At 46.2% G+C, this 17,469-nt stretch carries 18 protein-coding genes; 12 read left to right on the top strand and 6 right to left on the bottom strand.

The genetic code is table 11. From position 1 onward, the window contains the following. Positions 1 to 198: 198 nt before the first annotated feature. Positions 199 to 591 (bottom strand): DUF5658 family protein, encoded by a 393-nt coding sequence (locus J7W08_RS09525; protein WP_233084244.1) that lies wholly within the window; start codon positions 589 to 591, stop codon positions 199 to 201. Positions 592 to 754: 163 nt separating this feature from the next. Here J7W08_RS09525 and J7W08_RS09530 point away from each other — a divergent pair, with 163 nt between their 5' ends. The 5 genes from J7W08_RS09530 (at position 755) to J7W08_RS09550 (ending at position 4,947) form a co-directional block, all read left to right on the top strand. Then, positions 755 to 1,930, top strand: a complete 1,176-nt coding sequence (locus J7W08_RS09530) for a M24 family metallopeptidase (protein ID WP_233084245.1) — start codon at positions 755 to 757, stop codon at positions 1,928 to 1,930. A 42-nt stretch (positions 1,931 to 1,972) separates the two neighbouring features. Beyond that, positions 1,973 to 2,866: a type II methionyl aminopeptidase gene (map, locus tag J7W08_RS09535; RefSeq protein WP_233084246.1), complete on the top strand. Its 894-nt coding sequence runs from the start codon at positions 1,973 to 1,975 to the stop codon at positions 2,864 to 2,866. Between the two features lie 12 nt (positions 2,867 to 2,878). Continuing rightward, the gene (locus tag J7W08_RS09540) at positions 2,879 to 3,505 is read left to right on the top strand and encodes a hypothetical protein (RefSeq protein ID WP_233084247.1); all 627 of its coding nucleotides are present in this window, start codon (positions 2,879 to 2,881) and stop codon (positions 3,503 to 3,505) included. A gap of 96 nt (positions 3,506 to 3,601) precedes the next feature. Further along, the gene (locus J7W08_RS09545; RefSeq protein WP_233084248.1) at positions 3,602 to 3,889 is read left to right on the top strand and encodes a YunC family protein; all 288 of its coding nucleotides are present in this window, start codon (positions 3,602 to 3,604) and stop codon (positions 3,887 to 3,889) included. Between the two features lie 17 nt (positions 3,890 to 3,906). Continuing rightward, positions 3,907 to 4,947 carry a methyltransferase domain-containing protein gene (locus J7W08_RS09550; protein WP_233084249.1) on the top strand — a complete coding sequence of 347 codons (1,041 nt, stop codon included), beginning with the start codon at positions 3,907 to 3,909 and terminating at the stop codon, positions 4,945 to 4,947. A 79-nt stretch (positions 4,948 to 5,026) separates the two neighbouring features. On the opposite strand, the gene J7W08_RS09555 is transcribed toward J7W08_RS09550, so the two are convergent. Together J7W08_RS09555 and truA are read right to left on the bottom strand one after the other, a co-directional pair. Further along, a complete protein-coding gene (locus J7W08_RS09555) occupies positions 5,027 to 5,596 on the bottom strand; it encodes a M48 family metallopeptidase (protein WP_233084250.1) in 570 nt (189 codons plus the stop codon). Beyond that, entirely contained in the window at positions 5,593 to 6,420 is an 828-nt protein-coding gene (gene truA / locus J7W08_RS09560; RefSeq protein WP_233084251.1) for a tRNA pseudouridine(38-40) synthase TruA, read from the bottom strand. The genes J7W08_RS09555 and truA overlap by 4 nt, the downstream gene beginning before the upstream one ends. Positions 6,421 to 6,611: 191 nt before the next feature. Here truA and J7W08_RS09565 point away from each other — a divergent pair, with 191 nt between their 5' ends. Next, complete coding sequence (locus J7W08_RS09565) at positions 6,612 to 7,682, top strand: formate--phosphoribosylaminoimidazolecarboxamide ligase (protein WP_233084252.1); 1,071 nt, start codon at positions 6,612 to 6,614, stop codon at positions 7,680 to 7,682. 310 nt (positions 7,683 to 7,992) lie between these two features. On the opposite strand, the gene J7W08_RS09570 is transcribed toward J7W08_RS09565, so the two are convergent. The 3 genes from J7W08_RS09570 to J7W08_RS09580 form a co-directional block, all read right to left on the bottom strand. After that, complete coding sequence (locus tag J7W08_RS09570) at positions 7,993 to 9,420, bottom strand: carbon starvation CstA family protein (RefSeq protein WP_233084253.1); 1,428 nt, start codon at positions 9,418 to 9,420, stop codon at positions 7,993 to 7,995. Between the two features lie 208 nt (positions 9,421 to 9,628). Next, positions 9,629 to 10,117 carry a hypothetical protein gene (locus J7W08_RS09575; protein WP_233084254.1) on the bottom strand — a complete coding sequence of 163 codons (489 nt, stop codon included), beginning with the start codon at positions 10,115 to 10,117 and terminating at the stop codon, positions 9,629 to 9,631. Between the two features lie 61 nt (positions 10,118 to 10,178). After that, on the bottom strand, positions 10,179 to 10,799 hold the full coding sequence (locus tag J7W08_RS09580) for a diacylglycerol/polyprenol kinase family protein (RefSeq protein ID WP_233084255.1): 621 nt from the start codon (positions 10,797 to 10,799) through the stop codon (positions 10,179 to 10,181). 49 nt (positions 10,800 to 10,848) lie between these two features. On the opposite strand from J7W08_RS09580, the gene J7W08_RS09585 reads away from it, so the two are divergent. The 6 genes from J7W08_RS09585 (at position 10,849) to J7W08_RS09610 (ending at position 17,410) form a co-directional block, all read left to right on the top strand. Then, a complete protein-coding gene (locus J7W08_RS09585) occupies positions 10,849 to 12,132 on the top strand; it encodes an ATP-binding protein (protein ID WP_233084256.1) in 1,284 nt (427 codons plus the stop codon). Between the two features lie 5 nt (positions 12,133 to 12,137). Further along, positions 12,138 to 13,079, top strand: a complete 942-nt coding sequence (locus J7W08_RS09590; protein WP_233084257.1) for an aminopeptidase — start codon at positions 12,138 to 12,140, stop codon at positions 13,077 to 13,079. Positions 13,080 to 13,211: 132 nt separating this feature from the next. Further along, on the top strand, positions 13,212 to 13,694 hold the full coding sequence (locus tag J7W08_RS09595) for a 3-isopropylmalate dehydratase small subunit (RefSeq protein ID WP_233084258.1): 483 nt from the start codon (positions 13,212 to 13,214) through the stop codon (positions 13,692 to 13,694). A 102-nt stretch (positions 13,695 to 13,796) separates the two neighbouring features. Next, positions 13,797 to 14,924 (top strand): isocitrate/isopropylmalate dehydrogenase family protein, encoded by a 1,128-nt coding sequence (locus J7W08_RS09600; protein WP_233084259.1) that lies wholly within the window; start codon positions 13,797 to 13,799, stop codon positions 14,922 to 14,924. 304 nt (positions 14,925 to 15,228) lie between these two features. Further along, positions 15,229 to 16,584 carry an AAA family ATPase gene (locus J7W08_RS09605; protein WP_233084260.1) on the top strand — a complete coding sequence of 452 codons (1,356 nt, stop codon included), beginning with the start codon at positions 15,229 to 15,231 and terminating at the stop codon, positions 16,582 to 16,584. Beyond that, positions 16,559 to 17,410, top strand: a complete 852-nt coding sequence (locus J7W08_RS09610; protein ID WP_233084261.1) for a DUF4435 domain-containing protein — start codon at positions 16,559 to 16,561, stop codon at positions 17,408 to 17,410. Before J7W08_RS09605 ends, J7W08_RS09610 begins: the two co-directional genes overlap by 26 nt. Positions 17,411 to 17,469 lie beyond the last annotated feature (59 nt).

The following is a 17,469-nucleotide window of genomic DNA, read 5'->3' on the forward strand; positions in this document are numbered from 1 at the left end:
AATCGATTTGATTAACATCATAATAATGACTGAATTTAGTGTTAATTAATAGAATAACACATATTAAGTTCTTTTGTGCTAATGCTCATTTGAGAACAAAAAAATCAGTCCAAAATGAGAAGAAAACAGATTCTACAACTGAATTAAAAGGATTTCCAGAAATCAAAAAGGTAATACTGGAGTTCACAACGAAACTTGTTACAACGATCCGATCCCCAGCAACTGCAGAATCCCGAAATTCCCCCAGATGACCATCAAATTGTTAACAACAAGGAACACACCGACAAAAGTGATAACTCCCCTGACCATTGGCCACATCTCGGATACCTTTGAATCGTAAGACATGAGGTCCTTGTAAAACCAGTATACTACAAAGACAAAAGCGACCTTCAGCACAAAGAATGCCCACACTCCGAACTCTGCGATGATCAAAGCCAGAAAACCGTTCTCTTCAATTCCGACATTCAATGCCTGTGCTGTCGTGATGAAATCACCGAGTACGTAGAATAGCAGAATGTATCTAATATCGTAAAGGAAGCTATTGAACTCCCTGAGAGAATACCAATTCTGTGTGGAAAACTCCTGCTGCATAAATAATAATATCCGTGTACATTGTTATGTATGAAATGTCCACATAAATTCGTTTTATGTACACACGTAACCTCAAGCCGTCTGGTGGCAACGAGATACAGGAACATCACTCAAAAAAGAATTGTCATGTAAACTTATGTAGTAGAATAACAAATCCAATTACATGAAACAAGACAAGAACACGATCGACATTACCTCATCACTTTCTGACAACAACTGTGATGCATACCTGATGATAGGGAACTCGAACAATGCAGACATATACTACTCAACACATTTTCTTGCGGGAGACCCTTTCACATACATCCAGACAAAGCAGGGAGAAGAAATCCTCATTGTCTCCACAATGGAGTTGAACAGGGCAAAGATGGAATCACGGGTGTCCAACATACATACCATGCAGGAATACGGATTCATGGAAAAAATGAAAGCAAGGAAGGACGGGGAGCTTGCTTACTGTGACTGTCTTGCCGAACTTTTCCAGAAAAAAGGGGCCAAACACATAATGGTGCCACATGATTTCCCGCTTTTCACCGCACAGACGCTGAAGGAAGAGGGATTCTCAGTGATTCCTGCGAAGAGCCCTTTCAAGGAAATGAGAAAACAAAAGGCTTCTGATGAGATCGAGAATATCAGAGCATCACAGCAGGCCTGTGAGAAGGCAATGGAAACTGCCATCGGGCTGATCGCTGATGCCAGGGTGGAGAATGGAATTCTTTACTCAGGAGAGGAAATACTCACCTCGGAAGCCATCCGTGCGGCAATAGAGCATACCCTTCTTGACCATGGATGTGAAGCTGAAAGCACCATCGTGGCCTGTGGATTAAAGTCATCAAACCCTCACTGGGAGGGAGAAGGAGAAATTACCGTCGACCAACCAATAGTCATCGACATATTCCCGCGCAGTAAGAGGAGCAGGTACTTTGCAGACATGACGAGGACCGTGCTTAAAGGGGAAGCTTCGAAGGAACTGATGGACATGTACGAGGCAGTGCATGCTGCACAGGAAGCAGCTTTTGCAGTACTGAAGCCCGGAGCGCTCTATAGCGAGGTCCATAATGCTGTCTGCGATGAGTTCGAAAAACGAGGTTATGATACCATCAGGAAGAACTCTGAAGTAGGATTCATACACTCCACCGGGCATGGCGTGGGGCTGGACATCCATGAGCAACCATCTGTAGCTATGCAGGACGGGAAAGTCGAGGTCGGCCATGTGGTCACTATTGAACCAGGACTTTACTATCCGGAACTTGGCGGGATTCGCCTTGAGGACATGGTCGTGATCACAAAGGACGGATTTGACAATCTAACAAAAATGGAAAAGGAATTTGTAGTTTAAGCCTACTAAGACCAATTATATACCTAAAGCTGGTGCAAATATATGGCAGATAAACTTCATGAAATCGAAGAGATAATCGGAAAGTACAGGAAAGCCGGAGAGATCCTCTCTACAGTGAGAAGTGAGGCGAAGGATAAGATCAAGGTCGGAGCAAACCTTCTGGAAGTTGCAGACCATGTGGAGCAGAGGACCATCGAGCTTGGAGGATTCCCTGCATTCCCATGCAACATTTCAAGAAATGATGAAGCTGCACATGCAACACCACTTTTAGGAGATGAAACGGTTTTCGCTGAAGATGTCGTTAAACTTGACCTTGGAGTTCATGTTGATGGCTATATTGCAGATTCTGCCCTTACAGTGGACCTCACAAATGAGAATGGAGACCTTGTAAAGGCATCAGAGGCCGCATTATATGCAGCCATCGACACAGTAAGAAGTGGTGTGAACACTGCAGAACTTGGATCTGTCATTGAAGACACCATCCATGAGCATGGTTTCAAGCCGATAGTTAATCTCACAGGTCACGGCGTCGGACAATATCTCGCACATGTGCCGCCTAGCATCCCGAACAGGCACATCGATCACGGTGCAGTACTTGAGACAGGAGACATCATTGCCATTGAGCCTTTTGCCACGGACGGAGCAGGCATAATCTCTGACGGGGCACTGACTGAGATATTCTCACTTGTCGGGAAAAAGCCAATACGCTTACCTGCAGCTAGAAAGGTGCTAAAAGAGATCGAACCTTACAGGACACTTCCTTTCGCAAGAAGGTGGCTCACTTCAGACAAACTGGACTATTCCCTTATGCAGCTTGAAAAAGCAGGGATCATCACATCATACCCTGTTCTCAAGGAAATAGAGGGCGGTCTGGTCTCCCAGGCAGAACATACCGTCATTGTCACCGATGATGGCTGTGAGATAACCACCAAATGAAGGACTTGTAAAATGAGATCTGCACTGATACTGGCATTGGCAATTGTATGCATCATGGCCGTTGTACCTACCTCATCCGCATATTCATGGACCAATGAGATCGTCCTGGAAGAAGATGGGATGTCATGGGACTACACTGAGGGTTACACTGGCCAGGTGGCTACAGCATACAGAAGCTTTATCGATTCCGAGGTTGGGAATGACGATGACCATGTCAGTGCATGGGAACTCATGAAAGTAGATCATATCACAAGGAACCGGTTCAAGGAATCCCTTATGGAAGAACTGGATGTCACATTTGACAGCAGCTCAGAGGACGTACATGTTACAGATGTGGATGCGGAGATCTCACTGGACGTCCTGGGAAGCACATCCAAGACAGACGGCATCACCAACATGTATTTTGTGACTTACAGTTTTGACAGGAACTTCTTTGACATGGGCAGTAGCATGGTCTTTGACGGGGAACCGGAAACAGAGGTCGCCATCACCCTGCCAGCAGGTGCAAAACTGCTGTCATACGATGGGATAAAGATCAAAACAATTGATACAAAGGACAACAGGACAGTCATCAATGGTTTCTTTGAAGAAGAGGGAAAGGTCACCATCGATTTTACCAGGGACGAAGTTGAAGCTTAAAACGAGGTTGAAACGAAGCTGTAACTGAAGTCGATGAAGCAGCCGAATGAGAAAGTCCTGAAAACATTAATATAAAGTGAAAGATTCCTTTTGTTCATGATAATAGAACAGATACCACTTGAAAATGGCACTGCTATTGGACTGAAGCTCGATATGCATAACGCCCCCCTTCTCGTCATAAGAGCTGACAAGGGGTTTGTCATGTGCGGTTACCTCGATACCGAGATGGCAAATAAGCTAGGCGATGTTGCAGCAAAGGTCAGAGGAGTGAATGATCTCGAGGATGTGCTCCACGCTGAAGTGCTGGATGTCTCAAACCACGCAAAAGCCCTTGGCGTCAAAGCCGGCATGAAGGGACATGAAGCACTTGAAATGATGTTCTGAGAACATCTTATTTTTACATGTTATACGCATTTGAACTGTCAGGCGAGCATGAAGACCTGCCACGAGCAGAAGTTCTTGCCTGCCTTGACCTTGTAGAACTTGAATATGAAGAGAGTGACTACTTTGACCAGTGTCTTGTTGTGGACATTGAAGGCGACCCACAGGAAGTGAGAAAGAAACTCGATTACGTCGCCGAACGTGTTGCAATGGCACACCACATACTGAAGGTCATTGAGGTCTGCCCTGCTGATGTAGATACTATTCTTGAGGTCGCTGAAAAGGCTGATGTATCCGATCACATAAATCAGGATCAGAAATATGTAGTACGTGCAAAGCGCATCAAGCACAATTCCACCATCGTCTGTGCGGACATGGAAAGAAGTGTTGGCGGTGCCATCTACAGGAAAGGCTTCAATGCGAACCTGAAAGAACCCGATGTAGAGTTCAGGCTTATCCTTTCCGAAAAATGCGTCTTTGGTTCTGTCATCGCATCTGTGGACCGCAGTGCCTATGAAGCACGTGCGCCCCACAAAAAGCCATTCTTCTACCCCGGCGTGCTCCGACCTCGCGTGGCGCGTGCACTTGTGAACATGGCCATGGTCAAAGAAAAGGACGTTGTGTTCGACCCTTTCTGTGGCACTGCCGGAATACTTGTGGAAGCGGGTCTTGTCGGTGCTAAAGTTATAGGACTGGAGGTTCGCTACAAGATCGCTGTCGGCGCACACATGAACCTGCAGCATTTCAATACCGACCACACCATGATCCTTGGAGATGCCTGCAGAGTGCCTCTTGTGGACGCATCGGTCGATGCTGTCATCGCAGACCCGCCTTACGGGCGCTCAGCAAGGATCGAGGCAGAATCACTTCACCATCTCTACGATGTATCTTTTGCTGAGATGTACCGGGTACTGAAACCAGGCGGTACAACCATAATCGTCTCAGAGATAGATATTGCCGAGTTTGTAGAAGATGCAGGCTTCGTCACTAAAGCTCAGTATTTACAAAGGGTGCACAAGAGCCTGACTCGGAAGATCACTGTACTTCAAAAACCTGAATGATCGAAGTATAGTTATTATTCAAACCAAATGATTTTGTGCAAAAAACATTTTCATACAAAGGGTCAATTATCGTGCACCCTCATTTCGGCACAGAATCCCGTATCAGGTACCAGTAAGCTGAAAGCTCCTTATCATAGTGGCTTCGGTCCCCGAACCTGGAATCGATCATCTGCCAGAAACGTGGGCTGTGCCTTAATTCTATAAGATGTGCCATTTCGTGGAACACCACATACTCGACAAGATATTCAGGCAGGTGCATCAAATGCCTATTGAAGTTCAGCCGGCCAGCGGAACTGCAACTTCCCCATTTTGTCTTCATTTTCCGAAAGGTCACTTTCTCAGGGCTAACTCCAAGCTCATCGGCGATCTTAGTGGTAAAAGAAAGAACAAGTTCCCTAAACTCAGCATCATGCCTTTCTACAAGTTTTTTGGAAGCAGCATTCTCAATGGTTGCCAGTGAATCCGTGTAACGCCTGTATACCCACAGCCTGTGCCGCAGGATAAGTTGTTCATGGTCCGGAAAGCTTTTTGGAACAACGACGTTCAGCATTCCTGCCCTAAATTCCAGTCTTGCCCGCTTAACCTTGCGATGGCTAAGGGTGTAAGGGACATCAATTCCATTGATACCAATGTGATGGCCTGAGTTCATAATTCATCGGAAGGCGGAATTATTGGAAGGAGATGCTCCAGTACATCGGCCATGACCCTGTAGCGTACAAGATGGTCGTGGACACGCTCATGAGCCCTGCGTATGGCATAACCGTCCTCCATCCAGTCAATAGCTATTGGATAGTGCACATCCATGAAAACAAGGCCGTACGCATGTGCAGGTTCCAGACCTTCCTCATAAGAATCAGGGTCAAGCATCTGTTCCAGCCATTCTTCATCGCGAACTCCGCTTCCCACCATCATTAAGGCAGTTACTATCTTGCGGATCATGTTCCACAGGAAACTGTTCGCCTCAACATCGATGCGTGTCAGGTTACCACTTACCCTCACATCTATACGTTCAACTTTCCTGACAGTGGTTCTGCCTGGAGCGGTCGTACAGAAATTAGCAAAATCATGACTTCCGATCAGAAGTTTTGAAGCAGAACGGATCTTTGAGATGTCATATTGCTCCCCGCACATGATGTAACGGTAGCTTCGACTTACAGCATGCCTGCGAGGATCGAAATTATCAGGCACCAGTGAATGTGCCCATGCCCAGATGGTTCCCGGGAGCTTTGAGTTGATCACACGGGGTATCGCCAGATTGGGTACATCAGTGTCAAAGGCAATTATCTGCCCCATGGCATGTACTCCGGCATCGGTTCGTCCGGAACTGATAAAATTAGCTGACTTTGGATCTTTTATTATCTCCAGCTCTTTCAATACTTTGAAAAGCTCACCCTCTATGGTTGGAGCCTGGGGCTGGACCTGAGATCCCTTGTAATTTGATCCGATATATGCAATTTTAAGCGCAACTCTCATTGAATCACTGATGCCACATATAGACCTCTATCTATAATATGATTACCATAATTCCACACATAGTCGAGCACATAGAATAACAATCTGAATATATTTTTTTATGTTCTATAAAAAGAGAAATACTTTTATCTTCATGCCACAAGTTTAAATACCAGATAATACAATCTAATCTAAATTTTTGAGGCGAAACTATGATATCAAAACAACAGATCTCTGAGATAATAAGCAAGTACGATCAAGATGATCTTGCTATTGCAACCGTCTGCTCACACTCAAGCCTCCAGATCTTTGATGGAGCCCGTAAAGAGGGATTAAAGACAATCGGGATCTGCGTAGGCCAGCCTCCGCGTTTTTATGATGCTTTCCCAAAAGCAAAACCTGACGAATATATCGTTGTTGAGAGCTATGCCGACATTCCAAAGATCGCACAGGAACTTGTCGATAAGAATGCGATCATAATCCCACACGGTTCTTTTGTAGAATACATGGGTGCTACGAACTTCGCAGAGCTTCCGGTCCCAACCTTTGGTAACCGCGCGGTCCTTGAGTGGGAATCCGACAGGGAAAAGGAGAGGGAATGGCTTGAGGGTGCAGGCATTCACATGCCAAAAAATATCCCGGACCCAAAGGATATTGACGGAGCTGTGATGGTAAAGTACTACGGTGCAAAGGGAGGAAGAGGTTTCTTCATCGCCAAGACATATGAAGAGTTCATGGAGAACATTGATCCCAATGAGAAATTCACCATACAGGAATTCATACTGGGAACAAGATACTACCTGCACTACTTCTATTCACCACTTGAGAACGAAGGTTACAAGTTAAGTGAGGGAACCCTGGAGATGCTGAGCATGGACAGAAGGGTTGAGTCAAATGCAGATGAGATCTTCAGGCTTGGCTCACCAAGAGAACTTGAAGAAGCCGGTATACACCCCACATACGTGGTTACCGGAAACGTACCACTCGTTGCAAGGGAATCCCTATTGCCACTGATATTCTCTCTTGGAGAACAAGTGGTCGAAGAATCCATCAAGCTCTTTGGCGGTATGATCGGTCCATTCTGTCTTGAGACAGTTTTCACAGACAAACTCGAAATAAAGGTTTTCGAGATATCCGCACGTATCGTTGCCGGAACAAACTTCTACATATCAGGTTCACCATATGCAGACCTGGTAGAATCCGGACTCTCCACTGGCAAAAGAATAGCGCAGGAGATCAAACAGGCAAAGGACGCGGGCCAGCTGGATAAGATCTTATCCTAAATACCCCGCTGCGAATGTATTATATGGGTGCGGAGGTTGTCCCGTACCCAACACTTTTTTTATATATCCCAGATGAGGCTGCATGGCAGAACATTGGGAAGAACTCTCAGGCGAACCGATGGACCAATCTATTTGCAACAAGAAACGATAGCTGGTGATCAAGGAAGAGCGCGAACGTTTCGACCAACGGAATACTTACGGACCGTATACTAAGAACTACTAAATAATATTGTTCTGATCTGAATGATCCATTGCGAAAAGAAAAGCCCCTACAAAAGAGGGAAAACGGAAAGATTTGGTCAAAGGAGAATCATACAGTTTCGAGTACATCTTCCGGGACCAATGCAATGGAGCGCTTCTTCGCCAGAAAGATTGCAAAGCAAAGAGCTGCTGAGACAAAACCTATTGCAGTCGAGAAGCCAAGAGGCAGCCCGAAACCGATCCCTGCATAGGAGATATACGTCATGACAACCGCAGTCATAAAGAGTGCGGGCGCCGTTGCGATCCAGTGGAACTTGCAGTGTTTTGCCAAGTAAGCCGCTGCAGACCAAAGGACAATGGATGCCATGGTCTGGTTAGCCCAACCGAAGTAACGCCAGATGATCTCGAAGTCAACCCGAGAGATAAGAAATCCGAGGACGAAGAGAGGGATGGCCAGAGACAAGCGCTTGAGGAGCTCTTTCTGAGAGAGGTTAATGATGTCAGCGATGATCAGGCGAGCACTTCGAAAGGCGGTGTCACCCGAAGAGATAGGCAGGATGATAACCCCGATGATAGCCAGGAGACCACCGAGAGGACCAAGCAAGGTGGTGGATATTTCGTTCACCACGTAGGCAGGACCGCCTTGCCCCAGAGCTGTATTCAAAGCGCTGGAGCCATTGTAAAAGGACATGCCCAGAGTCGCCCAGATCAGAGCAATGATTCCTTCGCCGATCATTGAGCCGTAGAACAGAGGATACCCGTATTTTTCATTGGTGATACAGCGGGCCATCAGGGGCGATTGAGTTGCATGAAAACCACTGATGGCGCCACATGCAATGGTGATGAACATCAGAGGCCACATGGGCAGATCTTTCGGGTGTAAGTTCGACAGGGTCAGTTCGGGGAAGAAACTGTAGCCTTTAAAGATCAGGGCGGTGATCAGCCCGACGCCCATAAAGATCAGGACGGCACCGAACAGGGGATAGATCCGGCCGATTATCCTGTCCACGGGCAGAACGGTGGCCAGAAAGTAGTAGCAGAAAATAACCGCCACCCAGAATGGAACAGCCAGCCCTGTCAGGTTGCCTAACAGCTCGGCAGGACCAAGGACGAAGACCACGCCTACCAAGAGTAGCAGGACAATGGAGAACAGGTGCATGAAATATTTGAAACCGTTCCCCAGTTCGTACCCAACCACATCCGGGATGCTGCGTCCATCGGAACGGAGAGAGAGCATTCCAGAGAAATAGTCATGAACCGCACCGCCAAAGATGGAACCTATCACAATCCATATCAGGGCAGATGGTCCGTACAGGGCACCGAGGATCGGGCCGAAAATGGGACCAATCCCTGCGATGTTCAGTAGCTGGATGAGAAAAACCTTTTTTGGTGACATCTCCACATAGTCAACCCCATCTGCGAGTGTTGTGGCAGGGGTGAGACGGTTGGGGTCAGATCCAAAGATATGATCAACGACCTTTCCATAGGAGAAATACCCGGCTACAAGAAGACCAACGCACGTGAAAAAATATAACATTGTTACCTCGATCGACAGATACAGACCATATTAGATAAAATATATGGCAATGTCAGGAGAGAGCTTTATGACCTCATTTTTAACAATGTTAGCTCTTTTTGATATTGCAGGAATATCCATGAGACAGTCCGTTTACATTTGAGAAAGTAACGGTATGATACATCCTTTGCGCGGTATTGCAACCAGTGGTATACTTTTTGGAACCCACTCAGGATTCCTGCTCCGCCATATAGGAGACATCATTGATCAGTTCAGAGGTCTCATTCATAAGCTCAATGGTCCTTTCGATAGCTTCGAAATCAATTTCCTGAGAATTTGTTTCCACGAACTCACCAAATTCATACGAGCGCTGCAGGAAATCTGCATACTTTGTTGCAACATCCTCGACCGAAGGAGACAACGAAAACCCTTCAAGCTCCTCAAGATACATTTCGGAATCTTCCCTGAGCTTTATCCCGCCCTCCTCCAGCATGACACCATCCCTTTCAGAAGATGCAACCTTGATAGCTTCATAATCATCAAGCAGGACCTCAGCAGAATCCGCCGTCCAGCGCAGGAAATCAATGTCTTCCATTGTCTGTGATATCGAACCTTCGATCCCATTTACACCGTTCTCAATATCTTCGCAGCCTGCAACTGACAATGAGAGGAATACCATTAACAATACGAGAAGGTTCCGATAAAAGGTTAGTTTCATGATCTGTTTCCCATCAATTCAATAAATGTACACCATAAATAGGTGAATTGCAGCAATATATTCAGGCAGTTATCGATATATAAGTATTGACCAGGAACTTCATAACAAGCATACCAAGAAGAGCTGCAAATGGAACAGCCAGGTTGTCTGAACTACCAGATCTTGCCTCCACATACATGCCAGCAACCCCACCTGCGATCGACAGGGGGCCTGCAAATGGAAAGCCACATAGTATTGCCCCGAGGAGGCCTGCAGCGGTTCCCTCAATTGTCTTCGATGAATTACCATAGCACATCTTGCCGTGAATGCCTATGATCGTGGCAAGACCATCACCCACTGCAAGCACAACGATGGAAGCATAACATATACCCTCATCCAGCCTGTAGGATAACAACAGAAGTACCAGTATTGAGATCAAATAAAGTAAAGGTGCTGAAGCAAATTCGTTGTACTCGTTCTTTCTCCAGAGGATCTTGAAAAGTGAATAAGACCTTATTTTTGGTTTTATCAGCTCCATACCCAGAAAGAGAAAAGTGAGGAACGTCACAATCCCTACTGCGATCTCCTTTCCGAAATAGACCGCCATCAGCGGAAAAAGAGCACCGGATAGGTGTATAACTTTTCTTAATGGCAGATAGGAAAGGGAGCGCGGGACCGTACATGCAAAGTTTTTCAGCACCATTTGTTCACCGGTGAAAAATCATATATGCATAGTTATTGATTAGAACTAAATGATAAACCTAAAGGATGATGTTCAAGCCGGCGTGGTCAAAAAACGCTATATACTCGGCAGAAGGGACGAGAACGAAGAGGGAGTGCTTCATATTGGCAGATACCTTGCGCTTGACAGGTCTTCAGGCTCACATGTCGCCATTGATGCACTAAAACCACATGCCATCCTCATATGCGGGAAAAGAGGGTATGGTAAATCCTATACCATGGGAACCCTCATTGAGGAGATCTCACTTTTGCCCCGGGAGATCAGGCAGAATGTCGCATCCCTTGTCATCGATACAATGGGAATATTCTGGACACTTGGAAGAGGCAATGACCCCCAGGCAGAGTTACTGCAGGAATGGAACATGGAACCGGCAGGCTTCGATGCAGAGGTCTTTGTACCTGCAGGCCATGTGGATGAATATAAGGAGAGGCATATCGAAGTGAAGCCTTTCTCGATACCTGTGGCTCATTTACATGGTTATGACTGGTGTGAACTTTTCAACATAGAAGTAACATCCCCACTGGGAGTGCTTCTGGTCAGGATAATAGAGGACATGCGGGAAAATGAAGGAAACTTTTCCTTCGAAGATATCATTACCAGGATCAACACGGACGACAAGTCCGATGATGTTACGAAAATGGCTGCTGAGAACTATCTCAGGACCGCTTCCTCATGGGGAGTTTTTGAGAAGGATGCCTGTGGAATTTCCGAACTTATCAAAAGCGGATGCACATCAGTACTTGATGTGAGCGCTATCGAAAATAAGATAGTACGCTCTGCAGTAGTGGGCATAATTGCAAGAGATACCTATAACAGAAGACTGCAGGAAAGGCGTTCTTATGAGAGAATGATCATGGGTGATGAAGAGATCGAACAGAAGATGCCTATGGTCTGGATGTTCATCGATGAAGCCCATCTGTTCGTGCCTTCAAAAGGAGAGACAATGGCATCAGACGTCCTTATCAACGAGTGGGTGCGACAGGGAAGACAACCGGGACTATCAATAATCTTTGCAACCCAGCGACCTGCGGCACTGCACCCGGACATTATATCCCAGTCCGACATTGTGATATGCCACAGGCTCACTGCAAGAGATGACATTGAGGCACTGGAAGCCATCCGTCCGACATACATGAAAGAGACCATCGGGGCCGCCATCAGGAAGATGGGACTGGAAAGGGGCATAGCATTCGTGGTGGATGATACGTCAGAGAGCACACACCTTGTGAAGATCAGGCCAAGATACAGCTGGCATGGCGGGAACGAGCCAAGTGCATTGAATGAAAGGAGATGAGAATAATGGATATTAAGAGAAGTGCAGACATGGTGATCAACACCTGCATGGGTGCAAAGAAAGGAGAAACTGTGCTTATCGTTACTGATACATGCACTGACGAGAAGATCACAAAGGCACTGTATGCCTCTGCGGTCGAAGCGGGATGCGAGGCCCTTATGTTGACAATGGAACCAAGGGAACAACACGGTGCGGAACCACCTGTAATTGTTGAAGAGGCAATGAAAAGCTCTGATGTACTGCTTGCTCCGGCATCAAAGTCACTTACGCATACACAGGCACGCAAACATGCATCCGAAAACGGTACCCGAACCGCCACAATGCCGGGAATTACCATCGGCATGATGAAGGAAGGTGGCTTGAACGCTGATTATGAGAAGATAAACAGCTTAGCAGAGGAATTGCTTGAAACTCTCAAGGGATCAAAGGAAGTCCGCATTACCACTGAACTGGGAACTGACCTTGTCATTGATGTGGATGGAGGAGAGTGGATGGCAGACACAGGTATGTGCCACGAGAAAGGTACGACTACCAACCTGCCTGCAGGAGAGATGTATATCGCTCCGAAAAATGTGAATGGCAAAGCTGTGATCGATGGGTCCATGGGAGGTATAGGGTTGCTTGAAGAGCCACTGGTTATCGATATCAAGAACAGGAAGGCAGTAAGCTTTGAAGGTGAAGGTGCTGAAAAGCTTGAACGGATGGTGAACGATGTCGGGCCGGACGGCCGCAACATTGCAGAGCTGGGGATCGGCATCAATCCGGCTGCAATGCTTATCGGAGTCATCCTTGAGGATGAGAAGGTCGGTGGCACGATCCATATAGCACTGGGAGACAATTCCACTTTTGGAGGTGATGTTACCGTTGACCTCCATCTGGATGGTATTATCACGAAGCCGAAGGTGGTTGTTGACGGCATTGACCTGAATGTCGAACGTTTTGCATGAGATCCTCTAATATTGTGCCGAAGTTATATGTTGACACGGAAATATTATTCCGGTAGAAAGTACTTAAATAACTGAAAGATATAATCAGAGCATAGATTTCACACTTACTTGAAAATATCACCGGTGATTATAATGAAAGGAAGAGTATGGAAATTCGGAGATGACGTTGACACTGATGCAGTCATCCCTGGAAGATACCTCATAATGAACACTCCTGAGGAACTGGCGCCGTATACTTTTATCGGAGTACGCCCGGATTTTGCTGAGAACGTTAAGGAAAACGACATTGTTGTTGCAGGCAACAACTTCGGATGTGGCTCATCAAGAGAACATGCACCAATCGCCCTTAAAGGATCAAAGGTCGGATGCGTTATCGCAAAGTCATTTGCAAGGATCTTCTTCAGGAACGCTATCAACATTGGTGTTGCACTCCTTGAGTGCCCTGACACCGACAAGATCGATGATGGAGATGAGATCTCCGTAGACTTTGAATCCGGTACTATCGAGAACCTCACAAAAGGTGAGAAGTACCAGGCTACACCTTTACCTGATTTTGTCCGCGGTATCGTAGATGCCGGCGGATTAAAGGAATACACAAGGAAGATCATTGATTGATCTTACCTTTCCTTTTTGTTCTTACGTTGATACATATCAACGTTCATGCTGACTGAATAAAATATGAAAATTTAACCTGGAATAACTATTGGAGGAAATTTTATGGCACAATATAAAGTACCAGTCCTGCCTGGTGACGGGATCGGCCCTGAGATCATAGCTGAGGGTAAGAAAGTCATCGATGCAGCTGGAGAAAAGTTCGGATTCGATGTTGACTGGATAGAATACCCACACGGTGCAGACCACTATCTTGAAACAGGTGAGTTGATATCCGAAGATTCACTTAAAGAGCTTTCAGCCTACGAGGCAATCTACCTCGGTTCTATCGGAGATGACAGGATCGCACCTGGTGTACTTGAGAAAGGTATCCTGCTTGCCGCAAGGTTCTACTTTGACCAGTACATCAACCTGCGTCCTATCAAGCTTCTTGAAGGCGTATGGTGCCCCCTCAAGGACAAGACACCCAAGGACATTGATTTCGTTGTTGTCAGGGAGAACACCGAGGACTTCTACATCGGTATCGGTGGACGTGCACAGAGCGGCAGGAGCAAGGACCTGCTTGAGGTCAACAGGACACTCTACAACGCAAAGTTCGGACTTGACATCGAGACCGACAGCGAGGAGATCGCATACCAGATCGGTATGATCTCAAAGGAAGGTACACAGAGGGTCATGAACTACTCCTTCGACCTTGCTGAGACCAGGAACAAGCACGTTTCATCAGTTGACAAGGCAAACGTCCTTTCAGACATTTACGGATTCTGGAGAGAGGAATTCAACACAATTGCAGCAAACCACCCTGATGTTAAGACCGACTTCAACTTCGTTGACGCTATCACCATGTGGTTCGTCAAGAACCCTGAGTGGTTCGATGTGGTCGTTACCCCTAACATGTTCGGTGACATCATCACTGACCTTGGCGCAATGGTACAGGGCGGTCTCGGACTCGCACCTGGTGGAAACATCAACCCGAACGGTACAAGCATGTTCGAGCCTATCCACGGTTCAGCACCAAAGTACAAGGGCCAGAACAAGGTCAACCCTATCGCAACCATCTGGGCAGGCGCAATGCTCATCGAGCAGCTCGGGGAGAAGGAAGCTGCAGACTCCATCGTCTCCGCTATCGAGAAGAACATCCTCGAAGCAAAGGTCCAGACCTACGACATGGGCGGCTCAAACACTACTACCGATGTTGGTGACGACATCGCAAGGATCCTGCTCGAGATGTAATTTCGGAACTAACTTTTTCTTTTTTGCCTTCACGTCTGAAAAGGCGTGGAGGAACTTTGAATTTTAAGATTTCATATTATTGATTGTATCCGGTTAGCTGTAAGTTTAATCTCATCTACCAATGAGTACAACATCAATGTGCAACCATAATACGACCAATATAGCATCTGCCCCCATCCTGATCTGAAAATCCCGCAGCCCAAAAAAGGAAACTATATATGAGCAGGAACAAGATATATTATAATGGGCACAATTCGTGTGCCATTGATACAAATTGACAAAAGGGGCTATCGCGGGGAAGAACATGAAGATCAAGAGAATAGTAGTAAACAACCTTTTTGGGACGTTCGACCATGATATCCCGCTGAACATCGATGAACACATAACAATTCTTCATGGACCCAATGGCATCGGTAAGACCGTGCTGCTCCAGATGCTCAATTCCCTTTTCCGTTCTAACTACTTCGAACTTTATCGCATTCCTTTCAGCAAACTGACAGTTGAATTCAGCGACAGGAGCAAGCTTGTTGTGAAGAAAAAGCTGCATCTGGAGGAAAATGCCCCGCATAGCCCGGAAGATAGCACCTATCGGGAATTGGCATTTGAATTATTAAGACCAGGCAAGAAAAAACAGCACTACACTGTCAAACCTATTGACATAGAGGAAGTGTTCTCGTCTTTTAAGGTCGAGCACATGATACCTGAGCTTGAGAGGATCGATGACAACACATGGGTCCATTTCACAACACAGGAAAAACTAACTTCTGAAGAAGTGATGAACCTATTCAGCGACCGTTTGCCACAGAAAAGGAAAGACGAACCTGCATGGCTCAAGAACGCACTGGCCTCGATCAATATCTGCTTCATCAAGACGCAGCGTCTTTTGAGCATCTCATACTCACAACCTGTAGAAACAGAGAGAAAAACATCGGTAACCCCTTCCGTGATCAGTTATTCCGGAGAGCTGGCAAACCTGATGCAGCATAAACTTGCAGAGTATGCAACACTTTCACAATCCCTTGACCGTTCATTCCCAGGCCGGATGCTAAAGAACGGAGAACACCCTGAAACATCCATAGAGGACCTAAAAGAAGAATTAAAGAACCTGGAGCAGAAACGCAAATGCCTCATCGATGCAGGATTCATTGATCCTGAAGAAGGAATTGACGTTGGTGAGTTCAAGGAGATAGATGAGAAGAACAAGAACTTCCTGCAGCTATACATTAAGGATGTTGAACAAAAGCTCAGTGTCTTTGATGAGCTTACCCGGAGGATAGACCTTCTTATCAAGATCATAAATTGCAGGTTCCTTTACAAGAAATTATCCGTAAATAAAAAAGACGGTTTCATATTCACGACATCAGAGGACATGCGCCTTTCTCCCACCAAACTATCATCCGGAGAACAACAGGAACTTGTATTATTCTATGAGCTGTTGTTCCATGTCGACCCCGAATCCCTTATACTCATTGACGAACCTGAGATCTCACTGCATGTCCTGTGGCAGCAGCAATTCCTCAGGGACCTGCAGTCAATAACAGAACTGGCTGGCTTCGACATCCTCATTGCTACGCATTCGCCACAGATCATACATGACCGCTGGGACCTCACCGTCGAACTTAGAGGACGTGACGATGAAGAAATACCTGACAGCCGATGATATAGCCAATAGCGCCAGAATGATGCGTACCCAGTATAGTGGGAGCATCGTGATAATCGAAGGCAGCACCGACATGAGGCTATACAAGCGCTTTGTGGATGACAGGAAATGCAGGCTTATTCCTGCCAATGGTAAGGAGAACGCTATCAAGGTTGTCAAAATCCTCGAAAGCTCTAATTTTAAAGGCATATTAACAATAGTTGACGCTGACTTCTGGCGCCTTGACGGTATCGAGGGCAAAGAAAAGAATGTGCTTGCCACCGATACACATGATCTTGAAACAATGCTTATAGCATCAGAAGCTCTCGACAGGCTTCTGGAAGAGTTCGCAGCACCTTTCAAGCTACAAAAAATGAGGACACCAGTACGTGAATTGCTTCTTGATGCTGCCATGCCCATAGGACTTTTCAGATGGCTTTCATCGTCCTCAAAAGACAAACTCTCACTCAGGTTCAAGGACATGCATTTCGATAATTTCATGCAAAAATTTCCATTATCGGTCAATATCAAACACCTGATAAGGGAAGTCAAGGAAAACTCGAACGAATACTCCCTTAGTGAAAAGAACATAAAGAGAAAAATGATCACCCTCCTGAAAGAAGAGCATGATCCCTGGCAGACATGCTCAGGTCACGACATCGTAGAAATACTGGCATTTGGGCTGCGTGAGGTTTTCGGAAATTCCGATTCCCGATATGTTACCGAAGGCATCATTGACAGAAGTCTGAGGCTTGCCTATGACATCACAATGTTCAGGGAAACCGACCTTTATACTTCGATACAGGAATGGGAAGACAGAAACCCGACCTTTGTAGTGCTCCAATAAAAATATAGAGATGAAATGTAAGCTGAAATACAGGATGAAATGAAAGCCTAAATGGAAAG

It is taken from the genome of Methanococcoides orientis (assembly GCF_021184045.1).
In the GTDB taxonomy this organism is placed as follows: domain Archaea; phylum Halobacteriota; class Methanosarcinia; order Methanosarcinales; family Methanosarcinaceae; genus Methanococcoides; species Methanococcoides orientis.